The sequence below is a fragment of the Actinoplanes sichuanensis genome (genome assembly GCF_033097365.1).
In the GTDB taxonomy this organism is placed as follows: domain Bacteria; phylum Actinomycetota; class Actinomycetes; order Mycobacteriales; family Micromonosporaceae; genus Actinoplanes; species Actinoplanes sichuanensis.
Genome location: NZ_AP028461.1, coordinates 2,837,913 through 2,862,225 on the forward strand (window position 1 = coordinate 2,837,913; position 24,313 = coordinate 2,862,225).

At 68.0% G+C, this 24,313-nt stretch carries 21 protein-coding genes; 12 read left to right on the forward strand and 9 right to left on the reverse strand.

The genetic code is table 11. The annotated features are described in order from the left end of the window. Nucleotides 1-151 precede the first annotated feature (151 nt). From Q0Z83_RS12625 to Q0Z83_RS12640, 4 genes are read left to right on the forward strand one after another with little or no spacing between them, the layout of a single operon-like run. Nucleotides 152-883, forward strand: coding sequence for a MoxR family ATPase (locus Q0Z83_RS12625; protein ID WP_317794067.1), 732 nt, complete (start codon nt 152-154; stop codon nt 881-883). Continuing rightward, entirely contained in the window at nt 880-1,950 is a 1,071-nt protein-coding gene (locus Q0Z83_RS12630) for a hypothetical protein (protein ID WP_317794068.1), read from the forward strand. Before Q0Z83_RS12625 ends, Q0Z83_RS12630 begins: the two co-directional genes overlap by 4 nt. After that, a complete protein-coding gene (locus Q0Z83_RS12635; protein ID WP_317794069.1) occupies nt 1,871-4,597 on the forward strand; it encodes a hypothetical protein in 2,727 nt (908 codons plus the stop codon). The genes Q0Z83_RS12630 and Q0Z83_RS12635 overlap by 80 nt, the downstream gene beginning before the upstream one ends. Further along, nucleotides 4,594-5,817 carry a toll/interleukin-1 receptor domain-containing protein gene (locus Q0Z83_RS12640; protein ID WP_317794070.1) on the forward strand — a complete coding sequence of 408 codons (1,224 nt, stop codon included), beginning with the start codon at nt 4,594-4,596 and terminating at the stop codon, nt 5,815-5,817. The genes Q0Z83_RS12635 and Q0Z83_RS12640 overlap by 4 nt, the downstream gene beginning before the upstream one ends. Before the next feature lie 791 nt (nt 5,818-6,608). Here Q0Z83_RS12640 and Q0Z83_RS12645 read toward each other — a convergent pair. Further along, the gene (locus Q0Z83_RS12645) at nt 6,609-7,031 is read right to left on the reverse strand and encodes a helix-turn-helix domain-containing protein (RefSeq protein WP_317794071.1); all 423 of its coding nucleotides are present in this window, start codon (nt 7,029-7,031) and stop codon (nt 6,609-6,611) included. Between the two features lie 38 nt (nt 7,032-7,069). Here Q0Z83_RS12645 and Q0Z83_RS12650 point away from each other — a divergent pair, with 38 nt between their 5' ends. After that, entirely contained in the window at nt 7,070-7,906 is an 837-nt protein-coding gene (locus tag Q0Z83_RS12650) for a class I SAM-dependent methyltransferase (RefSeq protein WP_317794072.1), read from the forward strand. Nucleotides 7,907-8,036: 130 nt separating this feature from the next. Here Q0Z83_RS12650 and Q0Z83_RS12655 read toward each other — a convergent pair whose 3' ends face one another. Beyond that, nucleotides 8,037-8,813: a class I SAM-dependent methyltransferase gene (locus Q0Z83_RS12655; protein WP_317794073.1), complete on the reverse strand. Its 777-nt coding sequence runs from the start codon at nt 8,811-8,813 to the stop codon at nt 8,037-8,039. A gap of 156 nt (nt 8,814-8,969) precedes the next feature. On the opposite strand from Q0Z83_RS12655, the gene Q0Z83_RS12660 reads away from it, so the two are divergent. The 3 genes from Q0Z83_RS12660 (at nt 8,970) to Q0Z83_RS12670 (ending at nt 14,636) form a co-directional block, all read left to right on the forward strand. Further along, nucleotides 8,970-12,239 (forward strand): S8 family serine peptidase, encoded by a 3,270-nt coding sequence (locus Q0Z83_RS12660; RefSeq protein ID WP_317794074.1) that lies wholly within the window; start codon nt 8,970-8,972, stop codon nt 12,237-12,239. A 1,025-nt stretch (nt 12,240-13,264) separates the two neighbouring features. Continuing rightward, nucleotides 13,265-13,900, forward strand: a complete 636-nt coding sequence (locus tag Q0Z83_RS12665) for a hypothetical protein (RefSeq protein WP_317794075.1) — start codon at nt 13,265-13,267, stop codon at nt 13,898-13,900. A 286-nt stretch (nt 13,901-14,186) separates the two neighbouring features. After that, on the forward strand, nt 14,187-14,636 hold the full coding sequence (locus tag Q0Z83_RS12670) for a hypothetical protein (RefSeq protein WP_317794076.1): 450 nt from the start codon (nt 14,187-14,189) through the stop codon (nt 14,634-14,636). A 9-nt stretch (nt 14,637-14,645) separates the two neighbouring features. On the opposite strand, the gene Q0Z83_RS12675 is transcribed toward Q0Z83_RS12670, so the two are convergent. Together Q0Z83_RS12675 and Q0Z83_RS12680 are read right to left on the reverse strand one after the other, a co-directional pair. Further along, nucleotides 14,646-15,326 carry a DUF6461 domain-containing protein gene (locus tag Q0Z83_RS12675; protein ID WP_317794077.1) on the reverse strand — a complete coding sequence of 227 codons (681 nt, stop codon included), beginning with the start codon at nt 15,324-15,326 and terminating at the stop codon, nt 14,646-14,648. Nucleotides 15,327-15,400: 74 nt separating this feature from the next. After that, complete coding sequence (locus Q0Z83_RS12680; protein ID WP_317794078.1) at nt 15,401-15,937, reverse strand: hypothetical protein; 537 nt, start codon at nt 15,935-15,937, stop codon at nt 15,401-15,403. 309 nt (nt 15,938-16,246) lie between these two features. Here Q0Z83_RS12680 and Q0Z83_RS12685 point away from each other — a divergent pair, with 309 nt between their 5' ends. Together Q0Z83_RS12685 and Q0Z83_RS12690 are read left to right on the forward strand one after the other, a co-directional pair. Beyond that, nucleotides 16,247-16,546 (forward strand): hypothetical protein, encoded by a 300-nt coding sequence (locus Q0Z83_RS12685; protein WP_317794079.1) that lies wholly within the window; start codon nt 16,247-16,249, stop codon nt 16,544-16,546. Beyond that, a complete protein-coding gene (locus Q0Z83_RS12690) occupies nt 16,543-17,187 on the forward strand; it encodes a hypothetical protein (RefSeq protein WP_317794080.1) in 645 nt (214 codons plus the stop codon). Before Q0Z83_RS12685 ends, Q0Z83_RS12690 begins: the two co-directional genes overlap by 4 nt. A gap of 199 nt (nt 17,188-17,386) precedes the next feature. On the opposite strand, the gene Q0Z83_RS12695 is transcribed toward Q0Z83_RS12690, so the two are convergent. From Q0Z83_RS12695 to Q0Z83_RS12710, 4 genes are read right to left on the reverse strand one after another with little or no spacing between them, the layout of a single operon-like run. After that, the gene (locus tag Q0Z83_RS12695) at nt 17,387-18,175 is read right to left on the reverse strand and encodes a phosphotransferase (protein ID WP_317794081.1); all 789 of its coding nucleotides are present in this window, start codon (nt 18,173-18,175) and stop codon (nt 17,387-17,389) included. A gap of 15 nt (nt 18,176-18,190) precedes the next feature. Next, nucleotides 18,191-18,667, reverse strand: a complete 477-nt coding sequence (locus tag Q0Z83_RS12700; protein WP_317794082.1) for a glycine-rich domain-containing protein — start codon at nt 18,665-18,667, stop codon at nt 18,191-18,193. A 56-nt stretch (nt 18,668-18,723) separates the two neighbouring features. Then, nucleotides 18,724-19,668 (reverse strand): JmjC domain-containing protein, encoded by a 945-nt coding sequence (locus Q0Z83_RS12705; protein ID WP_317794083.1) that lies wholly within the window; start codon nt 19,666-19,668, stop codon nt 18,724-18,726. 37 nt (nt 19,669-19,705) lie between these two features. Then, entirely contained in the window at nt 19,706-19,927 is a 222-nt protein-coding gene (locus Q0Z83_RS12710) for a hypothetical protein (RefSeq protein WP_317794084.1), read from the reverse strand. 767 nt (nt 19,928-20,694) lie between these two features. Between Q0Z83_RS12710 and Q0Z83_RS12715 the strand changes: the two genes are divergently transcribed. Continuing rightward, a complete protein-coding gene (locus tag Q0Z83_RS12715) occupies nt 20,695-22,131 on the forward strand; it encodes a hypothetical protein (RefSeq protein ID WP_317794085.1) in 1,437 nt (478 codons plus the stop codon). On the opposite strand, the gene Q0Z83_RS12720 is transcribed toward Q0Z83_RS12715, so the two are convergent. Next, nucleotides 22,113-23,327 (reverse strand): ISAs1 family transposase, encoded by a 1,215-nt coding sequence (locus tag Q0Z83_RS12720; protein ID WP_317794086.1) that lies wholly within the window; start codon nt 23,325-23,327, stop codon nt 22,113-22,115. The two genes, Q0Z83_RS12715 and Q0Z83_RS12720, sit on opposite strands and share 19 nt — an antisense overlap. Nucleotides 23,328-23,668: 341 nt before the next feature. Here Q0Z83_RS12720 and Q0Z83_RS12725 point away from each other — a divergent pair, with 341 nt between their 5' ends. Further along, complete coding sequence (locus tag Q0Z83_RS12725) at nt 23,669-24,208, forward strand: GNAT family N-acetyltransferase (protein ID WP_317794087.1); 540 nt, start codon at nt 23,669-23,671, stop codon at nt 24,206-24,208. Nucleotides 24,209-24,313: the final 105 nt, after the last annotated feature.

Consider the following 24,313-nt stretch of genomic DNA (forward strand, 5'->3'; position numbering starts at 1 on the left):
CGGACCCCCCGATCGACATTCCATATGCGAGCCCGAGGACGCGATGCCCTACCAACCGAGATTCCAGCCCGGCACCATCACCGGGCACGACGGGACCACCGGATTCCCGGACGACAGCGAAGCGTACGTCTTCGACAGCGAACAGGTTCGAATGGCGATCGACGTCGCCCTCGTCACCGGGCGCCCGCTCCTCGTCCATGGTCCGGCGGGCTCCGGCAAGTCGTCACTGGGTCCGAACGTTGCTCGCGAACTCGGCTGGGACTGGGGCGTCGAGGTGGTCAGCGCCCGCACCGAGCCGGAGGACCTCCTCTGGCGCTTCGACGCGCTTCAACGCCTCAACGACGCCCAGGCGATGCGGCTGAACCCCGACGACCAGCACTATTACCGGCCCGGCCTGCTCTGGCGGGCCTTCGCGGCGGAGGGCCGGTTCGTCGCCGTCATCGATGAGATCGACAAGGCCGACCCGGACATTCCCAGCAGCCTGCTGCGTCCGCTGGGATCGTTGACGTTCGAAACGCCGTGGGGTCACGTCGTCACCGCGGACAAGGAACAGCCCCCACTGATCGTCATCACCACCAACAACGAGCGCCAGCTATCTCGTCCGTTCCTGCGCCGATGCGTCACCGTCGAACTTCAGGCGCCGGACCCTGATCACCTTCGCCGGGTGGCTCGGTGTCATCTTCGCGACGAATACGACGCCGACGTGGTCGACGGGCTCATCGCCTTGATGGGTGACGATCCAGACGGACTGCCCAGCACGGCTGAGTTTCTGGACAGTGTCAAGGCGAGCATCCAGCTCGGCATCACACCGGGAAGCCCGAAGTGGAACCAGCTCGCGGCGGTGACCCTGTTGAAGACCCTCAGCGAGGGCCGCACGCGATGACCTGGGGCTCGGCAATCGGGGACGTCCTTCGCGCGATCGCGGCACTCGAGATCGACGACGACGCCACGGCCGCCCGGGTCGCTCGGATGCTGGGCTACACGACTGCGACACTGCCGGAGCAACGGCCAAGGACGCAACGCCGGGCAGCGCGTAGCCCCGTGAATGTCACGGTCCCAGCCCGGCCGAAGCCCACCGGGGGCGCCGACAACGAGATGCTCGGCGAGCCTACGACGCTGGCCGAAGCGCTCGCCGACGCTGAGGATGAGGCCCCGGACCCGCCGCGACCGAGTCTCCTCGAGGCGGAGCAGATTCCCGAGCAGCAGATCGTCGGCGCGCTTCCACAGCGTCCGGTGCCAGCCTCACTGTCACTCGTCCGGGCATCGTTGAGGCTGCCGGCCGACCCGCCGAGTCCGTCTTCGCAACAGACCGACCTGTCATCGGTCACCGCCGACTATATGCCACCGTGGCCGGCGTCGTGGGCGCCGGGCATCGCCTTCGCGGCTGCCGCGTCCATGGTCGACCTGCACCGTGTCGACATCGGGGCCGTGGTGGCCCGTCTAGCCCAGGGCCGCCGGCAGGGCCGATTGCCGACGCGGCACCGGCTCAGCGGCCGGCGCGGGCTGCAATTGCTGCTGGACCACGGCGACGCGATGCGCCCGTTCCTCGCCGACCGGGAGTGGATCAAGGAACTCCTGACCCAGGCGGTCGGCTTGCAGCGCGTCGAGGTCGTCCACTTCCGCGAAACCCTCGCCGGCCGGGTGACCACCGGCCCGCCGCTGCGGGAGCACCCGTCCTATCGGCCGCCACCACCAGGGGTGCCGATCTTGCTGTTCTCCGACCTCGGCGCACTGCGCATCGGGCGCCGCAGGCGGACGTCGTCGGACGTCCTTGCCACGTTGGCACCAGCCCACGAAATCACGATCATCACGCCATGCTCCGCCGCCGCCTATCCGCAGGCGATACGAGAGGCCGTCTCGATCATCCCCCTTGATCCGTTGGTACGTCTTCGCGACGTCGTCGACGCCCGGACTCGAAGGGCACCTCGGCATGGCCGCACCGGAAACTGACTGGATCGACGACGAGTTGGCGGCTGACCCCGAGGTCGGCGAACTCGCCGAATCGGTGTGCCTGGCCCTGTGGGTCGACCAGGCGTTTCTCCGGCGCGCCCGGTTGCGTTTCCTCCCGCGCTCCGAGGCCGCGCTGGAGGCGCGGCTGTGGTTCTCGCCGCTCTGCCGCACCAATGGCACACTCGGTATCACCCTCGTCCCGGCGGTCGCCGAAAGATTGCGGGCGCGCCTGACGGACCGGCCGGACCGCCTCGACACCATTGCCCATTTCACCGCCTCTGTACGCGCCAGCGATCGGCCCGCGGCGGTGCTCGAGCATCTGTTGCGGTCGGAGATGACCGCGACCGAGGCACCCGACATGACGGCTCGCCTGGCCCGGCTCCGAGACACCCTGCTGGACGGCGACCCGGCCAACGAAAACGCGATCGACGATCTCAGCCGATGGATCCTCGCCCAGATGCAGTGCCTCCCAGCGAAAGCCCGGCGCAGGCCTGACGTGGTACTTGTCGCGGTCGCGGCGGCTGAGCGGCTCGGTGTCTCCTGCCCGCTGACTGTTCCCGAGGATCTCGCCGAAGAAGCCGGGCGGATCAGATCGCGGCTGCAGAACGAGTTCGACGTCGGCATCACGGTGTGGACCGACGGGCTCCGAGCCAGCATCCCACCCGCACCCGGCACCCACGTCATCCGTGCCACCGGACGGATGGCCGCAGGGCTCACCATCCGTCCGGGCGAAACCGACGATGATCCCATTCATGCCACGATCTGGCCGGGCGAGAGTCAAGTGCCGCTGACCGCATGGTGTGAACTGTCGCCGGTGCTCGACAGCGGGCCGGCGCACCTGCTCGCCGGCGGGCAACGTCTCGCGGACGCCGCCGGGCGTCGACAGTTGTGGGTCGACGACGAAGGCGGCGTCACCGTCCTGGATCGGGAACGTCACGACGCCGTTCGCCTCGTCCCCGGATCCGGCAAGAACACCGTCGCGGCGTTCGATGCCGACGGTCGCCGGATGGTGATCGGCAACGGGCGGATCATCTATCTGCTCGACGTATCCGGGACGGTGGCAACAGAGGCGGTCCATCCCGCCGCGGTGGCCGCGGTCGCGCTGAACGCGCAGGGCGACACGATCGCGACCGTCGCCGGTGACGTCCTCATGTGCGGTGAATCGTCACGACGTACCATCGTCGGTCCGGTCCGTGCCCTCTGGTTCGACGCCGACGGCTCAGTGCTGCTGGCCACCGATACCGAGCTCGCGCAATACCTCCCCGATCTCAGCAGTCGGCGTTCCGTCGCCTCCTGGCCCCGAAATGCGCTGTGCGCGATCACCCATGACCCGGCGACCGGCCGGATCGCCTGGGGCCTCCGCGACGGGAAGCTGATGATCTGGCACCGTGACAGGTTGGTCCAGGTCGGTTCGTCTCCCTGGCAGCCCACCGCGCTCGCGATCGGCGACCGGCTCTTCGTCGCCGGGAACAGCACCGAGGTACTGCGGTTCGGACTCACCGGCGGTCAGCAGCCATCGCTCAACCTCGAGATCTACGTTCGTCAGCTGCGGATCACCGACGGCCGGCTGATTGCGGCTGGAGGCGGCGGCCCAGTACTTCTGGAATCGGACGACGGCACCCGCTATCTGGTCGAACCCGATCGCGATACCGAATCAGACGTGATGCCGCCCGCGTCCGACCTGATCCTTCGACTAACTCCAGAGGGCAACGAGGCACTGTCGCACACCGCCGCCGAAGCCGCACTGACCGCCGAGCGGTTCCGCCCCCTGCCCGGAGCCTTGGTTCTGATCGCTCAGGCGCCGGCCGACTACGGGTATCACCAGTATCCGCGGGACGAGGAGATTCCGGCCCACTTCGTCCACGCGGGCGATGTCATGCTCCTCTGCGCTGCACTTCATGACGCGGGAGTTGGTGTCGCCATCCGGCTGACCGGCGCCAACTGGCAGGCACTGGTGTCAGGTGCCCGGCGGTGGCTTCGGCTCGACGTGGACGCCATCCTCATGGAGCCCGAGGGGCCGGGTGTGGACGAGGTTGCGGGATTGCTCCGATCCCTCGGCCGTCGTCTGGCGGTCTACGATCGTTCGGCCGACGACTCGCCACTGCTGGCTCCCGTCGGCAACCCGGCCGTCGATGCTCTCCTCGAGGCGGCCGGTCGAGTCGACGACGCGCCGCCCCCGATGCCGAATTATCCGGGCATGGTGCCGCCCCCGCCGGTCATCCACAGGTTTCCCGCGCTGCCGGCCGATGCGGACGTCCGGTTGATGATCCTGTGCACGGCCCTCGCGCTTCCCGGCCTGACCGAAGTCGCCGCCGACGACGTGCTCACCCTGGATCCAGAGCATTCGGACCGGCTCCGGCGGTTCTTGGCCGAGCGTGCCGGCCACAGCGCCTTACGTACCGGCGCTTGCTTCGTTGACCGGACCGAGGACTCGTTGTCGATCACTCGTCTGCTCGACGCCGTGGAGATCGTCTGCATCGCCAACACGACCACTGTCGAGCTGACGTTGCCGTCCGACCTGGTATCCAGGCAATACACTCTGCTTGCTTCGACCGATCTGCCGACCGTTGCGGATGGCAGCGACGTCACCCTCGGACCGTACGCCGTCCGATGGTTTCGCAGAGCGCCGGCCGGAGCCACGGCATGATCGACGAGCCGACCGTCTTCATCAGCCACAGCAGCACCTGCTCAGATCCCGGCTGCGGGTGCGCGGCGACCCGAGATGCCGCGGTCCGGCTCGTCGAGCAGGCTGACTGCCGTTCGATTCTCGACGTCCATGAGTTGCGAATCGGCGAGGACTGGCATCAGCGCCTGCTCGAGGAGTTGTCCGAGAGTCGGGCCTGCATCGCGTTGCTCTCACCGCACGCATTGGTTTCGGACCACGTCTTCGAAGAGCTCCTCCTCGCCAAGATCCTGTCCAACCTGACCGGCAGCACCTTCCGCGTTCTTCCGGTCCTCGTCGGCGGCGCCACCCGCACGCAACTCAAGGACAGCCGGCTCGCGAAGCTGCGGCTGGACATGAAGCACATGCCGCAATGGACGGCTCCCAAACCGGCGCCCCTCGATCTGATCGAGGTGCTGGAAGGGCTGCACACCACGCCTCCCGGCTTCCCCGCGCCGGTGGTCCACGACACCGTCGCCTACCACCTGCGGCCACTCGATGCGGAAATCCTGCGGCGGGCCGCCACCCTTCTCAGCCTCGCCGGGCCCCAATGGCCGCCGGCTCTGCCGCGGACGGTGGCGTTCGGCCTGCTGCAGGAGAGGCTCCTCGAGAGCTCACCCGACCCCCTGCGCCTCGCCCTCAAACAGCTGCTCCGAAGAGTCAGCATGGACGGCCGATCCGAGGTGATCGATCGGGTGGTGCCGTACGCTCGCGTCCCCGCCGAGGCGGGCGAGCAGATGCGGGCGGTTGCCGCTCGTCCGTCCCGGCGACTCGCGGTCCTCAAGACGTCGGACGACCGGATCCCCGACTTCTACCTCCGCCGTGCCAGCACAGGCGATGAGCCGTGGGTGGCTCTGCGGCCCAGCGGCGCGAAGCCGGTCGTGGGGGAGGTCCGCGAACTTCTCCACCAGATGCTGTCCAACGGGATACCGCCGGCCGACGACGCCGAGTTGGACCGGCTGATCCGACGGCACGAGGAAGAGGAGGGGCCGATCGTCGTTCTGTTGTGGCAGGCGCCGGATCAGGACCTAGTCACACGGTTGAGCGCCGCGTTCCCGCGCCTCTCCGTCATCTTCGTCACGGAGGACGGCGATGCAGTGCCGGACGCGGTTTCCCTTCGCGCGCTGACCGAGACGCAGGAACGTGCGTTGGTACGCTTGCACGAGGAATTACGCGGCAAGTTCGTACGGCCCGGACCACGCTGAGACGGACACCGCGGTTGCCCGAGCGGCTGAGATCATCGCGGCCCGCGACGACTGACCGGGATGGCCCGGCTCATGGTGTGGTGAGCAGTCCCGGCAGATCCGTGGAAGCCTGCCGGATCGTGTCGGAGCCGGTTCCGTCGCCGGGGAGGACACCGGGAGCGACCAGGCGCCGGCAGCCGTCGAGTTCGACGTAGATGTCGCCCGGGGGGAGTCTCCAGCCAGGCGAACCGGCTCGCCGGCGTGATACAGGTGGCCGCCTGCTCAGAGGTCCGGATCGCGCGCTTGACCGCCGCCCACCTGCCGTTCGGCATCACACGGCCGGAGACGAAGTCGCCCTGCCGTTTTTCGTTGTCGCGGTCGACTTCCTTCACCCGGTAGATGCACAACCGGACCGATGCGGTGTCGTCGGCCGGCGGAGCGAGATCGGCCTGCCGGGTGGGCGGGTAGAAACCGGTGAACCAGACCACGTCGGTGTGGACCTGTTCGCACCCGCTCGCCGCTGCCTCGGCTGACTGGTCTCCGCCGAGAGCCGTGGCCGCGAGAATAGCGGCCGCAGCGACCACCTGATCCGGGATGACGTCGCCCCCAGCCGACTGGAACAGTCGTTCCAGCGCTGCGGCTCGCCGGTCACGAGACCCCGCTGCGAGTTCCCGAACGTAGTCGAGTGCCGCATCGCCGGAGAAGGCCCCGGACCCGAACGTCGCGATGCCGCGCCGTGCTCTTCCTCGCCTGTCTCCTGGGCGTACGGCGAATGTCGTTCGCCATCCCGGAGCGGGGCGCGGCGCACGCCGTCAGTGGCCGGGCTCGGAGTCCGGCGCGGGCGGGCGCCGGTGCGCGTTGCTCAGGATGCGCCGGAATGTCGGGCACTCGAGGTGGCTGAGGGCCGGGCAGGCGGCGGCGTGGCGCAGGCCGTCGCGTAGCACCCGCAGCCGGCGGATGGTGCGGTCGAGGTCGTCGGCCCGGTCGCTGAGCTGCCGGCGGTCGATACGGGGTGTTCCGTCGGGAGTGAACATGCCGGCGATGTCGTCGAGGGAGAAACCGGCCTGACGGCCGATCGCGATGAGCGCGAGCCGGTCGAGGATCCCCGGGTCGTACTGGCGGCGCAGGCCTCTCCGGCCGGCGGCGGCGATCAGGCCTTTCTCCTCGTAGTAGCGCAGTGTCGAGGCGGCGACGCCGGTGCGTTCGACCACCTCACTGATGTCCAGATTCGTCACGTTGACCTCAAGTCGACTTGAAGTGAAATCCTAGCCCCATGAACGACACCGACTCCCAGGCGGTCCGCTGGAACGGGCCCGCCGGAAACGCCTGGGCCGACTCGCAAGCGTTGATCGACGAGTTGTTCCGCCCGATCGAGCGCCTGCTGGTCGAGCACGTCCCGCCGGGGCACGTGCTCGACGTCGGCTGCGGAACCGGCAGCACCACCGTCGCCGCGGTGCAGCGGCTGGGTACGGCAGGCCGCGCGACGGGCATCGACATCTCCGCCCCGATGCTCGCCGCCGCCCGGGCCCGTGCCGACCGGGCCGGAGTCGCCGGCCAGACCGGCTTCGTCGAGGCCGACGCGCAGGACCACGCGTTCGACGCCGGAACGTTCGACACGGTGATGTCGCGGTTCGGCGTGATGTTCTTCGCCGACTTCGTCCGCGCGTTCACGAACCTGCGCCGCTCCGGGACACCGGGCGCCGGACTGCGCATGATCGTCTGGCGCGACATCGCGGACAATCCGTACATGGAAGTGGCCGAGACCGCCGCTCGCCCGCTGCTGCAGGACATGCCGGTCCGGGATCCGCATGCGCCCGGCCAGTTCGCGCTGTCCGACCCGGAGGTGGTCGACCGGATCCTGCGCGACAGCGGCTGGACCGGCATCGGCGTCGACCCCGTCGATCTGGTGTGCACCCTGCCGGAGAGCGAACTGGTCGGCTACTTCACCCGGTTCGGCCCGGTCGGCTTGGCCCTGACCGACACCGACGCCGAAACCCGGGCCAGGGTGATCGACGTGGTCCGGCCCGCGTTCGACCCGTTCGTCGACGGCGCCGACGTGCGTTTCACCGCGGCCTGCTGGCTGGTGACGGCACGAGCGTCGGACCGCTGACCGGGTGCCTGCTCCGATCCACCGTCAGGTTTTGGCCGGCCGGTCCCGGGTGGTTGATGCCGCTGTTCGGATGCTTCGGCTCGTGAACCGGGCTACGGGCAGTGTCGTCAGGTCGCCTTCCGAGCGAGAGTCAGCCGGTTGAGTACCGCTTGCTGACCTTGCCGGCATGGTTCCGGTCGCTGAGGTGGCCGAGACAGGCCAGCAGCCCGTCGCGAGACGGTTGCGGGAGAGCCCAGGTCGAGGAGTACGTCCTGAGTAAGTCGAGGTAGCTACGGGTGGTGTACGACCGCTCCCACTCGTTGCGCCGGAACTGAACGGTGCCGAACCGTTGAGAACGATCGATCTCGCTCGGATCGTCGAGGATGTCGACGGCGGTCGGTTGACGCCATCCCGGTGTGGTCGCGGGGTCGAAGCGTTCGTAGCAGTTCTGCGCGTCCACGAAGAAGCCCGGTGTTCCGCCGGCGACGTGGTCGGTGTCGATCAACGCCAGGGTGCCGCCTGGGCGGAGCAGATCTGCTGCCTTGTGCACGCGGACAGCCGGGTCGATCCAGTGGAACGCGGTAGCCGAAACGACAAGGTCGAAGGAGGTCGCCGGTGGCGGCGTCCAGGTCTCGAACGGTGCCACCTCAATGGTGAGGTTCGGGAAGTGATGCAGGTTGCGGTCGGCCGCCGCTGCCATCTCGGGGTTGAGTTCGACAGCGACGATGTCGCAGCCGAGTTGCGCGATCGGGCGGGTGGCTCTACCTGTGCCACATCCGATCTCGAGCACCCGAGACTGCGGATTCAGGCCGGCGAGTTCGGCCAGATCTTGGAAGAGTCGCGTCGGATAGCCGGGACGTGCTCGGTCGTAGAGTTCGGCATCCTGGCCGAAGGTGCAACGCAGCCGCTCGCGGTCGGTGTCGGTCACGTCGAAGGGTATGTGCAGATCCCGGTGCTACCGGGGAGGTTCGGGATGATCGATACCGCCCTGTCCGCGAGTCACAGCAAACCCAAATGTCGGTCGATACCGTGCCGAGGCGATCACGTACCCGCGTGATCGATACCTGAGAGCGGAAGGCGTCGGATGCGTCGACGGAATTGGCTTGCCGTGGGGGTGACCGCGGTGATCGCGGTCGGATCTGCGCAGGCGTTGGCCTCAGCGGGGGAGGACCCGGCCACCGCGGCGCCGGCTACCGGGACGGCCGCTGCGGCGCAACCGGTCGCCGATGTCTCGACCACGGTCACCCTGATCACCGGCGACCGGGTGAGCGTCCGCGGCGACAGCATGTCGGTGACGGCCGGGCCGGGACGGCAACGGATCCAGTTCATCACCGAGTCCGACGGCGAGCACCGGTATGTGATCCCGTCGGACGCGCTGGGGCTGCTGCGGACCGACCGGCTCGACAAGCGGCTGTTCGACCTCGACGCCCTCACCGCCCAGGGCGGGGACGGATTGCGGGTGCTCGTCTCGTACGGCAAGAACAAGACGGCAAGCGCACGCCGGGCGATAACCGCGGGTGACGCCGAGGTCGTCCGCGACATTCCGCAGCTGGGCATCATGGCCGCGGAGACCGAGGGCGACTCGTTGTGGTCGTCGCTGACCAGCGGGACGCAGGAGAAGCGCACCCTCACTTCGGGTCTGCAGCGGGTGTCGCTGGACGCCGTCTACCACCTCGACCTGGAGGAGAGCGTCGCCCAGGTGGGTGCGCCGACCGCATGGCAGGCGGGCTACGACGGCACCGGGGTGACGGTGGCCGTGCTCGACTCGGGCGTCGACCAGACCCACCCGGACCTGGCCGGCAAGATCATCGAGGCGGTCGACTTCACCACGGCCGGCACGTCCGACGACCTCAACGGGCACGGTACGCACGTGGCGTCGACGATCGCCGGTACCGGCGCCGCCTCCGGTGGCCGCTACAAAGGGGTCGCACCCGGCGCGAAGCTGCTGATCGGCAAGGTGTGTGAGGACCGGACGTGCAGCCTGTCGGCGATGCTGGCGGGCATGGCGTGGGCCGCCGAACGGGCGCCGGTGGTCAACATGAGCCTCGGCGACTGGGACTGGTCCGGGCTGGACGCCGGTGAGCGGGCCGTCAACGACCTGACCGCACGGTACGGCACGCTGTTCGTGGTCGCGGCCGGCAACGAAGGCTACCCGGGCACCGTGAACTCGCCGTCCACCGCGGACTCCGCGCTGTCGGTCGGGGCCGTCGACCGTACCGATCAGCTCGCCTGGTTCTCCAGCCGTGGCCCGCGGGCCGGCGACGGCGGGCTGAAGCCGGACATCACCGCGCCCGGTGTCGACATCGTCGCCGCCAAGGCCACCAACGGCCACATCGGCACCCCGGCGGCGGTCGACGGTTATGTGGCGCTGAACGGCACCTCGATGGCCACCCCGCACGTGGCGGGCGCCGCCGCGCTACTCGTCCAGCAGCACCCGGACTGGTCGTCCAGGCAGCGCAAGAACACCCTGATGGCCGCGGCCCGGCCGACCGCCCGCCTCAACGCGTACGACCAGGGCGCCGGCCGCCTCGACGTGGCCCGGGCGATCACCCAGACGGTCACCGTGGACGAGGGCAGTGTCAGCTTCGGTGTGCAGGACTGGCCGCACGACGACGATCAGCCGGTGACCAGAAAGGTCACCTACCGCAACACCGGTACGGCCGCGGCCGAGCTCAGCCTGGCCGTCACCGGGGCCGCCTTCACGGTGGCCGACGACCGGCTGACCGTCCCCGCCGGTGGCACCGCGAGCACCACCGTCACCGCCGACACCAGGTCGATGGTCCCGGGCAACCTCGGCGGACACCTCACCGCCACCGCCGGTGACCTGCGGGTCAGCACCGCCCTCGGCGTGGTCAGCCAGACCAAGAGCTTCGACGTCACGGTCAACGTCCTCGACCGCGACGGTACGCCGGCCACCCGCGAGAACACGTACCTGCTGAACCTGGACACCGGCGACTGGGTCTCCGTCAACCCGGTGGCGGGCACGGCGACGGTCTCGCTGGTCAGTGGCCGATATGGCGCGTCCAGCCAGATCACCGACGCGGACACTGATCGCACCGCGCTGCTCACCATCAGTGAACTGGTCGTCGATCAGAGCATGACGATCACCTTCGACGCCCGTACCGCCAAGCCGTTGGACGTGGCCGCGCCGCAGGAGGGCGCGAAGAGCGCCATGGCGCGGGTGGACGCCGAATGGGTGGTCGGCGACCACGTGTTCTCGACCGGCGTCCTCGGCGGTTCGGTCGGCGAATTGCTGGCCGCGCCGGTCTCCCCGGTCAGCAGGGACTTCTTCCAGGCCGGGGTGGCGGCGGCCTTCGCCGACCCGGGGCCGGACGGCACGTTCCACAACAGCCCCTGGACCACCGACCTGGCGTACGTCCAGCGCGGCGCGATGTTCGACGGACTGACCTACAAGCCCGAACTGAAGGACCTGGCCGTGGTCGAGGCCGACTACGCGGTCGACGCCACCGGCGCCGAAGGCGTGCAGGGCCACGCCGCCGTTTACCGCGCCGAAGGGTACGGCACCTCCGCGGACCTGACGTTCGACCTGCCCGCGCACCGCACCGAATACCTCAGCCCGGGGATCGCCTGGCGTTCCGTCTTCCTCCAGCAGCTGCCCGGCGAATACCCCGAGGTGCTCAGCGGCCAGATCAACGAGGCGGTGCCGTTCCGGGCCGGCGAGCGGATCCGGGAGCAGTGGAATGCGGGGGTGTTCGGGCCGAGTGTCACCCAGCCGGAAAGCGCGGGGGAGTGGGTCGTCCGGCAGGGCGATGAGCTGACCCTGACGTTTCTCCCGATGTACGGCGACGGCGCCGGCCATCCCGGCAGCGTGCTCACCGAGAACCCGGCGATCTCCCTCTACCAGGGCGACACGAAGGTGGGTGAGGGCAACAGGTTCCAGTTGCCGGCCGGGGACGCCGGCTACCAGCTGGAGGTGTCGGACACCCGCGGTGCGCCGTTCCGTACCTCCACGAAGGTCGCCGTGGCGTGGACGTTCCGGTCCGGGCACGTCGCCGGGGACGAGCCGCAGCGGCTGCCGTTGTCGACGATCCGGTTCAGCCCCGAGTTGGACGACCACAACACGGCGCCGGGCGGGGGACCGTTCGCGATTCCGGTGACCGTCGACCATCAGCGGGGTTCCACGGCCGGCACCGCCACCGACGTACGGGTCGAGGTGTCCTTCGACGACGGCGCGACCTGGCAGCAGACCGAGGTGACCGGCACCGGTGATCACCGGGTGGCCACGGTCGGCCATCCGGCCGGGCCGGGCTTCGTGTCGCTGCGCGCCAGTGCCGCCGACGACGCCGGCAACACGGTGACCCAGACGGCGATCCGGGCGTACGCCCTCCGATAGCAGGAAGGCCGGGTCCCGATCCACGCGGTCGGGACCCGGCTTTCGCCGACACGGCTGCGCCCTCTCATAGAGAAAGAGGACTCCCGACATGGGAGTCCGGATTGTCAGCACCCGCACACATGCGCGTCGGGGCAGGTCAAAGGCAGATTCGAGATGCGTTCGGGTACGCGTTTCGCCGTCGGGACGAACGCAGGGCCGAGCGCTGACCCGAACGCGTACCCGAACGCCGTTTCTGGATCTTGGTAACGCCGGACCGTCAGGGGGCATGCCGTTGCGCGTGCCGCGTGTGTTCGTCCAGGTGCGCCGGATCATGTGAGCCATTTGCCGGGGCGACCGAGCAGGCAGCCGCCCGGACCGCCCTGTCAGCTCCCATGAACCTGTCACGACCTGACAGCGCTGCTCAGCCCGTCTGCGACGCCGCCGGCCCGCGACCTTGACCGGCACGGTCATCGACCGTCCGGAGAAGTGGTCGAAGAACCGAACAGACGGCTGCGACAACGAGTGTTGTCGCAGCCGCCGATCTCCGCTGCCCCCGACAACGAGTGTTGTCGCAACCGTCGATCTCCGTGGTTCCCCGACAACGAGTGTTGTCGGCAGTCGTCGATCTCCGAGACGCCCGACAACGATTGTTGTCACGACGGTCGCGTCGCGAATCCCGGCTGACAACGAATGTTGTCGCCGCAGAACTTCATCGACAACATTCGTTGTCGGGATGTGGCTCCGGGAATCGACGGCGATCAGCGCCGCCGTTGCGGCACGCCACCTGTCACGACCTGACAGATCCCACCTGATCCGCGTACTGACAGGTCCGGTCAGGTTCTGTCAGGCGACATCGTCGTGCATATGGGCTGACCGGACGGTTCTGTGACCTGTCCGCCCACTGTCGACCGTGCGAGGGCTGCTCAACCGCGAGGGCTCCCGCCCGGCTCACCGGCCGTGAACGCGGCGCGATGACCACACCACCCGAGAAGAAGGCCGCCGGCCCGCAGCCGGCGGCCTTTTCATGCCCAAACAAGGGGTACGACATGAGCACCGACCTGATCCCCGTGACCGTCCGCGAATGGACCGACATCCTCGCCCGCATCCGATTCGGCACGGTCACCATCGCCGGCAAGACCTACAGCGCCGCCCGCATCAAACTCGTCGCCCACCGCCTGGCCACCTACGCCGACCACGACGGCACCCGCATCCACCCCGGCATCGCCCGCCTCGCCGTCGACCTCGAGATCGAATACCGCACCGTCCGCGACACCCTCACCCTGCTACGCCGCCTCGGACTACTCCAACTCGTCCGGCCCGCCGCCACGCCGACGAATACCGCCTCACCCTCCCCACCGACCTGCTCGACCGCGACGACCTCGAAGTCTGGACCCCCACCCACCACACCCGGCAGGCCCAGGCCGTCCGCGACACCCACCGCGGCACACCCCGAACCCGCCCCACCACCACCTGCACGCGAGGTCCCCAGGACCCCACACCCGCCACCGCGCCGGGTCCGCAGGACCCCACACCGCACCTCGAAACGCAGGACCGCGCAAGGTCCTCAAGGACCGCGAAACCGGGTGGCGCGGGGTCCTCAAGGACCGTCACGTGGGGTCCACAGGACCCCACCACCTACCAGGACCACCACACAACCCCGACCGACCAGATCCAAGACGTAACCGTGACCCTCACCCCGACACCCCGACCGGACCCCCGCTGCGGCCACGGCCTCACCACCGCCCGCCGACCCGACGGCCAACCCGCCTGCGCCCTCTGCCGCGTCGACGCCAGACGCAAACGACCGGCTGACGCCACCGGCTGCCTACTCACGACGGACGAATCGACGGCGCGAACTCGACTCAGGATCCCCGGCCGAGCTCCGACCCGACCGGCCACCGAGACGCTGGATCTGGGCCGGTAACCTTGCGGTTGCTCGGTGTAGGTGTGTCCGACCGAGGAGCCGCGATGTCGCCGCCAGATCGCCAGTACCGTTGGGCCGCCGGACAGGACGCATTCGTCCTGTCGGTCGTCGCGGCCGTCGTCTACTTCCCACTGGCCGCATACGGACCATCGTGGTGGCAGGGAAGCCGGCTGCCCGACATGGATCCGCCGTTCGACCTCGGCTGGCTGCACGACAGCTTCGCATGGACGGCTGTCTACGTCGGTCGGCCGTTGCTCGGGGTGTTCCTTGCCATGATCGTCCTGCTACCGATCGTGGCGGCCTTCACCAACGGATTCCGGACCGGCCCGCCGGTCGTCGCGGGCGTGGTCACCGCCGCCTACGGCGTTCCCGCGATCGCGTTGGCCGCGGTGCCCGCAGTGGCCGTGGGCTGGTTCCTGCTCACCCAGATCGCCGCCCTCATCGCTCCCTGGCTCGGCATGTACCACGGTGACAGCGTCCCCGCCGTCCCTTAAGCGTTCCGTTCAGCTTTCCGGTGGCGGCGTCGGCCGGGGCGCCGGGAGGTCCAGGCGGCCGATCAGCCGCCCCGGCGGGCGACCGGTCCGGGCGGGCGGTGGCGCCGGCGGCAGTGGGCTGTCCAGCACCAGCGTGGCCAGCGGTCCCGACAGCAGGTCCGCGCGGAGGACGGCGCCGATGTGCTCCTCGATCGCCAGCAGGCACGCCCGGTTGGCGGGCAGCCTCTCACGCTGTGCGATGGCCTCGGCTCGTTCGTAGAACCGGTGCGGCCGTTCCCCCCTCGGCGAGTAGGACATTCCCGGCTCGAACATCTCGGCCCGCGTCCCGTCGCGGTAGTCGTGGAAGCTGCCCATCCCCTGTCCGGCGACCAACGCGAGGGCCGCGCCGCCGTCGGCGGACAGGGCGGCCAGCACTTCGGCGCGCGCACCCTCCGTGCCCCCTCGCTCAAGACAGAAAGCCCACGGGGGTACGGGTCCCGGCGCGCCGAGAGCGTTGTCGAGGACTCCGGCGCGCAGCAGCGGCCGGCCCCACTCGGGAGGAGGGGCCTGTGCCTGGGTCAGCACTCGCGCGTTCGCCGGATCGGCCCCGTAGGCGGCCAGCATCGCGCCCGGATCGAGGCCGCGCCCGAAGGCGACCGTGAAGCCGACCTCGCCGGCCGCCTGCCAGGGTCCCGGATCGCGATCCGCCATGAGGTCCATTCTCTCGTCTGGTGTGCGCCGGCACGCGGTGGGCCGCGACGCGGTCACGGCCCACCGTTTCGTGATCAGGTGATCGCGACCGTGTAGGCCTCGTTGTCGATGACCCGTTCCGACTGCGGCAGGCTGCCGACCTTTCCGCCGGCGGCTTCGTTCTCACCGAGCGGCACGTGCCCGCGTACGCACGGCTCGTTGAAGTCGACCGGCTTGTCGGCCCGCGCCTCGTAGAAGTACCAGAGGCCGTCGTCCTCCTGCAGTGCCACGATGTCGGCGCAGAAGCCACCTGTCGTGCCGCCCTGTTGCGTGGCCGTGAACGGGTATTCGTCGCACGAGTCGTCCACCACGACCGAGTCGTCGAACGGGATGAACGGGTCGAGTGGCGTCTCGCAGGTCGCCCGCCGGTTCGAGTTGGCGATCCCGGAGTCGGCTTGGCGGCGCAGCGGGCTGTCGTCGGCGCCCCAGTGGTCGATCAGGTAGGTCGGGGCGAACGCGTACGTCGCCGCCGCCGCACGGTACTGGCTGAGCGGCAGGACCAGCTGGGCCCGTACGTCCGCGTAGACGCACCCGGTGGTGCCGGAGACGGCGAGCGAGTTGTCGCAGCGCACGTTCCACGGCGGCGCACAACGAGAGCGCCAACAAGTCGAAGGCCGTACGGGGTGCGAAGGCGCTTGCTCGCGCTGCTGGCGGGCACGTCGGGGGAGCGCCGTACGGGTTCACCACCGTCGACCGTATCGAGCTGACGCCGGACGGGGCGCCGGTCGCGATCCGCGCTCTCGTGGTCGAGCCAACCGAGGAGCGGCATCTGCGATTTGCCGCCCGTGCTGTTCGCTGGGGTCACGCCGTCAATGCCGTATCGCGCTACTTCGAGCGCCGGGGCGTGCCGACCCGAGGGGCCACCGTCGGCCGCAGCCGCAGTGACTCGGGATGGTCGGATCGGGGCGCTCGGCCTTCGCCTGCGTGACCCACGCATCGCTGGCCTCGCCGCCGTCGCGATCGTGGACGCGAAGGGCAACTCGACCGGCTACTCCCTGGCGAGCGGCGTGCCGGGCGAGCGGTTCCTCCTCGCGCCAGACCGGGCGATCATCACCACCGAGGAGTTCTGGGTGCTCCAGAGAGCCCTCAACGGTCGTGCCGGTTCTCCGCGGCGGCCCACCGACACCCCTCGCTGCTCTCAGGTCTCGGAGTCCTCATCTGCGGGTGCGGGCGTCCGATGAAAGCCCGCCGGTTCAACGCCTCGCAGATTCGCAATGCCTACATGTGCACCGCACCCGCCGGGCGGCACTCCTGCACGGTCTCGATGTCGACGCTGGATGCCTTCGTCCAGTTCCGGATCGGGCGGATGATCGAGAGCTTCGACCCCGAGGATCCGGGAGAATCCCAGGTCGGAGCCATCCTCGCCGAAGCCACCCGCCGGTACGCGGCGGCGCACAGCGACCCGGCTACCGCCGCTCAGCGCGCCACGGTGGCCGCTGAGTTGGCCGATGCGACCGCCTCGCTGGACCGTCTGGGCGAAACTCTGGCGACGGCCAAGGGGGCCGCTGCACTCGTGTTGGAACCTCAGGTGACCGCGACCGCTGCCCGGGTCGATGACCTCACCGCGTCGTTGGAAGCGCTCAATAAGGCGATGACGGCAACCATCCCGCTGACCGGCTGGACGTCCAGCGAATACGGCGACGAGGGTTCCTGGTGGGACACCGCGCCGATCGCGGAGCGCCGAGAGTTCGTCGGACTGTTCATCGACCGTATGACCGTCTCCCGCGCAGCCGCGAAGGGCGGGCGACCGACGCGCAACGACCCGTGGGGTGCCGTTGCACCGCGTGTCGATTTCGACTGGGCGAAGGCCCCCTCGAACTGATCTGACCGACGACGAGTGAAGGCCCGGCCCTGGCAGCTCGTGAGGAGCAGCCCAGGCCGGGCCTGCGGCTCGTCCGTGGCCGCACCAGCCCGCGCATCGTTGGGGGCGCAGGGTAGGTGACTGCGGGCTGGAGGTAGACCCGACTCGGCGGAGGTCATCACGGGTAGCCTTCGCCGAGTCGGGCGATAAGGGGGCAGCGTCAGCAGGGCGGAGAGGCCGCTCGGCGGTGTGCCGCCCATTTCTGGGTCCAGTCAGCGAGATCATGCATCCAGGGTGCGGTGCTCTGGCTCGCCTTCCTCGCCCACTTCTCGGCGTTCTTCATCGCGAAGTAAGTCACGTCCTCCGGCTTGGCCTCGGCCCACATCAAGTTCCCCGCCAGCCAGCGTTCAGCCTGCTCCGGACTATGGCCAGCGCCGATCAGCCAGGGGGCAAGCGCGGCCAGCTCAACCCACGGGGCTGCCTTCGTTGCCATGGCCCAATCGACGAGGCGCAGGCCATCAGGCGTGACGATCAGGTTCGCCTCAGTGAGGTCCGTGTGGACGAGCGTGTCGCCGTCCATCGCGGGGTGAGGGAAGCCGAAGCGCTCTATTGGCACGAACGGCCCGACGTCCGGGGCCGGCGTCTTCCCCAGCTCGCTCAGCAGCGTGGCGAGTAGTTCGAGGTCGGTACTACCTGGGGACAGGTCGGCGTGTGGGCCTTCGCAGTGCTCGAAGCCCACGACGAGCCAGCCGCCCGCCTCGAACTGCCACTCGACGGCGGGTGAGTAAGACCTGCTGATGGCCTTACTCACCCGCACCTCGTAGCGCAGTGACCGGACACCGAACTCGCTGTAGGCCGCCTTGACGAACACCTTCCCGCGGTCCCCGGCGACGGTTGCGGCTATCTCGGCGTGATCGCCGGATGTGGCGGGGATGACGTCGGAACCGCCGACGCGGTCGGCTACTCCCAGAGCGACGGTGCCGGGTAGGGCTGTCCAGTCAATGCGCATCGGTCAGATAGTCCTTCAGATTCCCGGGTTGGGCGGGCAGCAGGAGTTCGCCTCACCGTCCCAGAACTCGGGGTCGATGTAGTAACCGGTTGCCTTCAGAGCCTGGCGGGTGTACTCCAGCGACGAGCCGTCCGCCATGCCTTCGGTCAGGATCGGGATGTGGTGAACGAAGCGCCCCGCGATCTGCTCGCACGCGGCGGCGTAGGGCTCGGTGTGTTGCAGCGACGCGTGCCAGGCCGCGTCGACCGGCTCGGTCGGGACGACGCGGTAGGACCGGCCGTCCGGGAGCAGTCGGCCGAAGTCGGGGTCGTGCTGTGAGTCGGCGTGCGCCTTCAGCATGAGCAGCATCTGCCCGACGGCCCGCCGGGCGTAGGCCTTGGTGACCTCCTGCGTGGCGGCGAAGTGTTCGGCCAGCTTGTCGAAGGTCTCCGGGTCGACGAGCCTCTGCGGGTCCTTGGCGGCCTGATCCGGCAGCGTGGGTGCGAGTGTCACGGTTCCTCCTAGGGGTATGGATTGCCCAGCGCCTGATGCGCGGGATTAATCCCGAATCATCGATTCGACTGGTGATTGCCGATGAGGTTTTGTCCCGGTGCGTGCGAGATGTAGTCGACGTTCGGCTCAGCGCGAGCTGCCGCGAGCAGTTCTCCGGCCAGAGCTGTGACGTCGGCGTCAGCCAGCCACTGCGTCAACAGGTCTCTCGCCTCGGCGACCTGCTTGGCGAAGGCGCCGGGATCGACGACGTTGCCGGGCGGGATCACCCGTCGCAGCGGGGCGGAGTCGAGGGCGGCCTGGGCCAGCTTTCCGGCGATCCAGTAGCCGGTGCGCTCTCGGGCCACGAGGGTCACGTGGACGCTCTCCTCTGTCTGGCCAAGAGCGTGCGGGTTGTGCATCCATCCGCGCGGCAGCGCCAGGATCTGGCCGGGACCGAGGTCGAACTCGTAGTCGGGTCGCATCGTCTTCATGCGGTTGAGGACGGCACTGCCCGGCGGGGCGTTGGATGCGAACTTCTCGCGGTGGGGTTCCTCGACGCCGGGCTCCCAGAGCTGCCAGGTCTTCCGACCGGCCAACTGGTAGATCAGGCCCATGTTCTGGTCCCAGTGGTGATGCAGGCCCTGCCCTCCGGCTGGGGTGACGAAGCCGGTGGCGTACGTGCCGTATCCGGTCTCGTCCTGGATTGCCGCGCAGATCGCGTGCACCGAGGGGCACCAGCGGTGCATGTTGCGAAGCTGGATGGTGTAGCCCCGGCCACGCCATTTCGCGATCTTGCCGGGGTCGAGATAGCCGTCCGTCGTGTACGCGCGGGAGTGCAGCGCCGCGCCGTCCTTGATCACGATGAGTTGGTCGTGCGGTGCAGTGCCGCTGGCGAGGTAGTCGTTGATGAGCTTCACGTTTACGACGGCCGGAAGACGGCCGTCGTCAGGAGGCGCATGCAGGGCGGGCTGGGTCGGCCAGTCAGCCATCATCTCCTTGACTGTCGCCGGTCCGAACAGCATTGATAGGGACATTCCATCCTCCGGGGTGTAGAAGTGGTCAAGTCCGGGTTGACTGTGTCGCTTCCCTTTGAACGGCCCTGGCTTTCGCCGCCGTGACGCTGTCGAGCACGAGCTGTTCGATGGCGACAGCCATGTCGTCGGCCTCCAGCTCGATGACGGCGCGGCCCTCCTGCATGTGAATCCAGTGGACCTTGACCAAGGTCGTCCCGACCCGTACCACGGGCGGCGCATCGAATGCGTCCATCAGCAGGCCGAGCAAGCCAGGCGACCTCCTCGACGGCCCTTCGGTTGTCATGCCGCGAGCCCCGGGGCGTCGGCCCAGCCGAGGAACCTTTCGTAGAGGTCGGGGACCGGACCCCGAGTCACAGCGGCGAAGTCATCGATGGCCTCGACCAGGCATGATCCGACGTAAACCGATAGACCATGCGGGAAGCTCTGATACTGCTCGGACAGCTCGACCTTGGCGGTGGCACACGGCCACGGCTGGCCGCACACCCGGCAGTCCCAGACAGGCCGCTCGCCCTCGTGCTCCGTGCGGGGGACTAACACGCCGCACCCCCTCGTGAGCGGCGCTCCTGGCCCGGTGTCAGGGAGCCGGCCCGTGCGACCTGGAACAGCGGCATCGTCGGAGCCGCCCAGGTCGGGATGCGTGGCGCGGGGTCGGTAGCGACCAGCACCGGATCGCTGACCGCCGTGCGAGCGCGGTGCATCTCGCGGTGCCGGCCCGCGGCCATCGTCTCCTCGATGCATGGCCAGGGCAGGCCGCAGACGCAGCGCGGCCTGCTGAAAAGCCGCCACCATTTACGGGGTTTCCTGCGATGAACCGGCATGTCCACCATGGTTGCGACGTTGTGATCGCAGGACTACCCAGTGTGTTGGGGACGTTTGGTGAAACCTCCCGGCCGGACCGGGAGTTTTTCCGAAACCTTGCCTCTTACGTGCGGTTTCTCGTGCGATGGAATCGGCGGTAGATTCGGGCAAGGTCAATCGTGGTTCAAGGAGCAAAGCGTCCAAGGGGCGGTTGTGTTGGATGACTTCAAGATCGAACATCCCGCAAGCGAGGGTGCTTGGCTCGCTGAGTCCGCGCCTTCTGCCTCGATACCCCCGGCCGCACATCGCCCTCAAAGCCGCAAGCAGGAACGAGCCGAGATCGTGCGTGTTCTGAAGCAGCGGGGTAAGACGATCGTGGACATCGCTGAACTTTTCGGTGCGCGATACCGAGTGAACGCACGAGTCGCCTTTCGCTACGCGCACGGATGGAGCCAGGCTGCGGTTGCAACCGAGTGGTGTCGACGATGGCCTGAAGACCCCAAAACTTTTAAGGCGATTTCCACTTGGGAAGTGTGGCCGGACGGTGGACATCCGCCTTCGCTGCAAACCCTGGGCCGACTGGCGCAACTGTATGAGTGCAGCGCTTCTCAGTTGCTAGCCGACCTGCCGGACTACGGGCAGAATCAGGGCATCGAGGAGTCGGCGAACCGGCCGCGTGATTCGCAGGATTTCTCGAAGATTGATTTCGGCGGATCCGCCGAAGGTGACGACTATCAGCGACTCGGGCCAACGGCCCTTGGCTCCGGCCGCGTGGAGGGTCAAGGAGCGATGCAACGTCGGCAAGTGTTCGGTCTCGGGGCACTTCTGGTGTCAAGCCTAGGTGGAGTCCCGACCGGCAATGACAAGGGGTTCGGTCTCGTTGGGGTATCGCATGTTCGGTATCTCGACAGTGAATCCGTGCGCCTGCGCAATTTGTGTTACCTGCATGGAGGGGGGAGTCTCTGGCGTGCCGCACTGAGCCTTTCCCAAGAGGGCTACCTGATGCTTGAGCAGGGCCAATATGGCGACGATCTGGCCGAAGGCCTGCAACAGGCGATCGGTCGTGCGCAGATGTGCGCAGGTTGGCTCGCATTGGACAGCGGAAGACACGACATCGCCCGGTCCAGCTTCAATGAAGCTCTGTCGCTAGCGCGGCAGGTCGGTGATCCGCATCTCGAAATCCATGCTCTCTGCAACCTGGCTTTTCAAAGCAACTTCCTTGAGATGCCACGTCAGGCCTTGCGGTTCGCCGAAGCTGCCGATCGGGTCTCGAAAAATGCGGCCCCCAAAGTTCGGGTCGTACTAAACCTTCGGAAGGCCACTGCTCTGTCGATGATGGGAGACGAGGGTGGAAGCGGAAAAGCCATCACCGAGGCGCGGCGCTATCTGGATCGAGATCGGGATCAGCCGGTACCCGAATGGTGCGGTTTCGTCACTCGGGCCGAAGTCGACGGCGTAGACGGCACGCGACTGCTTAACGTGGCGAGAGTAAAGGAAGATTCTCGGGTGGCGCGTCGAGCGGCTCGCACGCTCGAATTGGCTATCGCGGCGCATGAGCCGAGATTCATCCGCAATAAAGCGCTATATCGAGTTCGTCTTGCCCAGAGTCAACTGTCGCTGGGTTCCGTTCAGGGTCATTGCATGTTCCGGTAGCTGCTGGTCACGGCCGTGATGAGGTCGTTTGAACGGCGGTCGGCGCGGCGGTTGGCGCGGGCGATGTTGGTTTCGCCGTTGATGCGGTGCCAGCCGATCGCGGTGTTACGCAGTGTCGCCATGACGGCGGGTCCGGTGCCGGTCCGGGCTTGATGAAGATCTTCACGGAACGTGACATCTCGGACGTTGTGGACCTGGTTCTCGATCAACCATTCCGATCTGGCCCACTTCTGCAGGTCAGCGGGCTGAGCGTCGGCAGCGGGAAGGGACGTGACCAGATAGGCGGTCTCCCGGCTGGTCTTGCCGCCGGTGGTGCGGGTCCGGGTGATCCGGACGGCTTGCCGGGCGTGCGGGAACGCGATCCCGCCCGGGGTCTGCAGGGTGACGGCCTTGACCGTGCGGGTCTCCTTGCGGCCGTGACCACGCTCGCGGGTGCGGTCACCGACCGGGATCTGCGCCCAGGGAACGGCTTTGAGCTGGGCGTGGAGGGTGGGCTGGTTGCCTTTGGCCTGCAGTAGCAGGTGTGCGCCGCGGCGGGTGATCTGCTCGGCGTGGCCGGTCTGGGTGTGCAGGGCGTCGGCGACTATCAGCACCCCGGTAAGGCTGCCCAGCAGGTTCTCCACGGCGTCGAGCAGTGGTGTGAACGACGGGATCTCGTTGCTCTTCGTATCGACCGTGACCTGGGCGAGGACGATGCCGGTGCTGGTGTCCAGCGCGGACAGCAGATGCGTTTGACGGCCGTCGGGCAGACGGGCGCCGCGCAATGTCTTGCCGTCGACGGCGATCACGGTCCGGTAGCGGCGCGGCCGGGGAACGGCGAGCGGTGGTGTGCGGGTGCGGAGCCAGCCCGCCAGGACGCTGCCGACCAGGGCATCGTCGAGCCGGGTCAATAGTCGCCATACCGTGGTGCCGGCAGGCAAGCCCCGGTCGAACCCGAGCCGTCGCTGGTCCGGCTCGTCCAGGTCGTACAGCCAGTCGGCGATCGCCGTGAACGAGGTGGCGCCGGCCAGGACGGCGCAGACCGCGACGGCGAGCAGCGCTGCCAGCGGATATCGCACCCCGCGAGGATTCCGCGGGTCCGGGACCAGGCTCGCGGCGGCCAGGAGCCCGCCGTGTTCACCGTCGGTGACCGGCGGCGGTGGCGTGTCGATGCCAGGGGTTGTCACGGTCAGTACGCAGATCAGAGATGATGCCATCGGCGGGTGGAGTCCTCGGTGGTCGTGCAGCGTCAAGAACTCCATGATCACCTTGAGGGCTTCACCCGCTCCATCCGCCTCCATATAGGCCGATCACTCGACATCATCCCAGCTCAGAGCGCCTGCCCGCGAGAACGCAACGGCCCTGGGGTTCCGTTCCCGAGTCTGCCGCCATGGCCACGAGAGCTCTCGGTGAATTGAACAGTGACCTGATGAGCAACATTGTTTCGGCAGAGCTTGATGCTGTAGCGAAGGGCCTTGTGGTCCACGCGGGTGTTGCCGAGGTGAGCAACTTCCTTTCGCGTTACCGCATAATGAGAAACATTGAGGGGTAGGTCGCAGTGGGTACTTCTGTTGAGCTTGAGATAGGCGCAAAAGATGAGACTTTGCGGGATAGAGATGACCTCATAGCCGTCTACCTCGACGCCTACGCCGACCGCCTCGACGATCCATTCCTCGCTCCGGAGCGACATTGGGACCGAATGCAAGGCTATGCATCTGCCAGTGGCTACGGACTCGTCGAAGCCAGAGTTGACGGGCAGATGATCGGATACGGGCTGGGCTATACACTTCCCGAAAACGCGAGATGGTGGCAGGGCCTGACGATTCCGGTCGAACCGTCACTACTTATAGAGGATGGTTCTCGCACCTTCGCCCTGACCTACATGATGGTTAGGGTCGAGTTCCGACGGCGGGGTTATGCGAAGAAGATGCATGACGCTCTGCTGAGTAGCAGGAGCGAGAAGCGTGCGACGCTCCTGGTGCACCCGGCGAATGTAGCGGCTCGGAGTGCTTACTACTCCTGGGGTTGGTACAAGATCGGTGACTTGCAGCCTTTCAGCGACGCTCCAATTTACGAGGCACTTCTAAAAGACCTCTGATCTCCTCTCTGGAGAAACTGAGGCGATGAGGTCGAGCCTCGCCCCGCCGCGTCGATCCGCCATCCGTCGGCCAGGTGTGCCGATGCCAGCGCGGTGCTGAACGCC

Coding starts and splice junctions, on each gene's coding strand:
- Q0Z83_RS12625 (WP_317794067.1), top strand. CDS start 152: ATGGCGATCGACGTCGCCCTCGTCACCGGGCGCCCGCTCCTCGTCCAT.
- Q0Z83_RS12630 (WP_317794068.1), top strand. CDS start 880: ATGACCTGGGGCTCGGCAATCGGGGACGTCCTTCGCGCGATCGCGGCA.
- Q0Z83_RS12640 (WP_317794070.1), top strand. CDS start 4,594: ATGATCGACGAGCCGACCGTCTTCATCAGCCACAGCAGCACCTGCTCA.
- Q0Z83_RS12650 (WP_317794072.1), top strand. CDS start 7,070: ATGAACGACACCGACTCCCAGGCGGTCCGCTGGAACGGGCCCGCCGGA.
- Q0Z83_RS12660 (WP_317794074.1), top strand. CDS start 8,970: ATGCGTCGACGGAATTGGCTTGCCGTGGGGGTGACCGCGGTGATCGCG.
- Q0Z83_RS12665 (WP_317794075.1), top strand. CDS start 13,265: ATGAGCACCGACCTGATCCCCGTGACCGTCCGCGAATGGACCGACATC.
- Q0Z83_RS12670 (WP_317794076.1), top strand. CDS start 14,187: ATGTCGCCGCCAGATCGCCAGTACCGTTGGGCCGCCGGACAGGACGCA.
- Q0Z83_RS12675 (WP_317794077.1), bottom strand. CDS start 15,326: ATGGCGGATCGCGATCCGGGACCCTGGCAGGCGGCCGGCGAGGTCGGC.
- Q0Z83_RS12690 (WP_317794080.1), top strand. CDS start 16,543: ATGAAAGCCCGCCGGTTCAACGCCTCGCAGATTCGCAATGCCTACATG.
- Q0Z83_RS12695 (WP_317794081.1), bottom strand. CDS start 18,175: ATGCGCATTGACTGGACAGCCCTACCCGGCACCGTCGCTCTGGGAGTA.
- Q0Z83_RS12705 (WP_317794083.1), bottom strand. CDS start 19,668: ATGCTGTTCGGACCGGCGACAGTCAAGGAGATGATGGCTGACTGGCCG.
- Q0Z83_RS12720 (WP_317794086.1), bottom strand. CDS start 23,327: ATGGCATCATCTCTGATCTGCGTACTGACCGTGACAACCCCTGGCATC.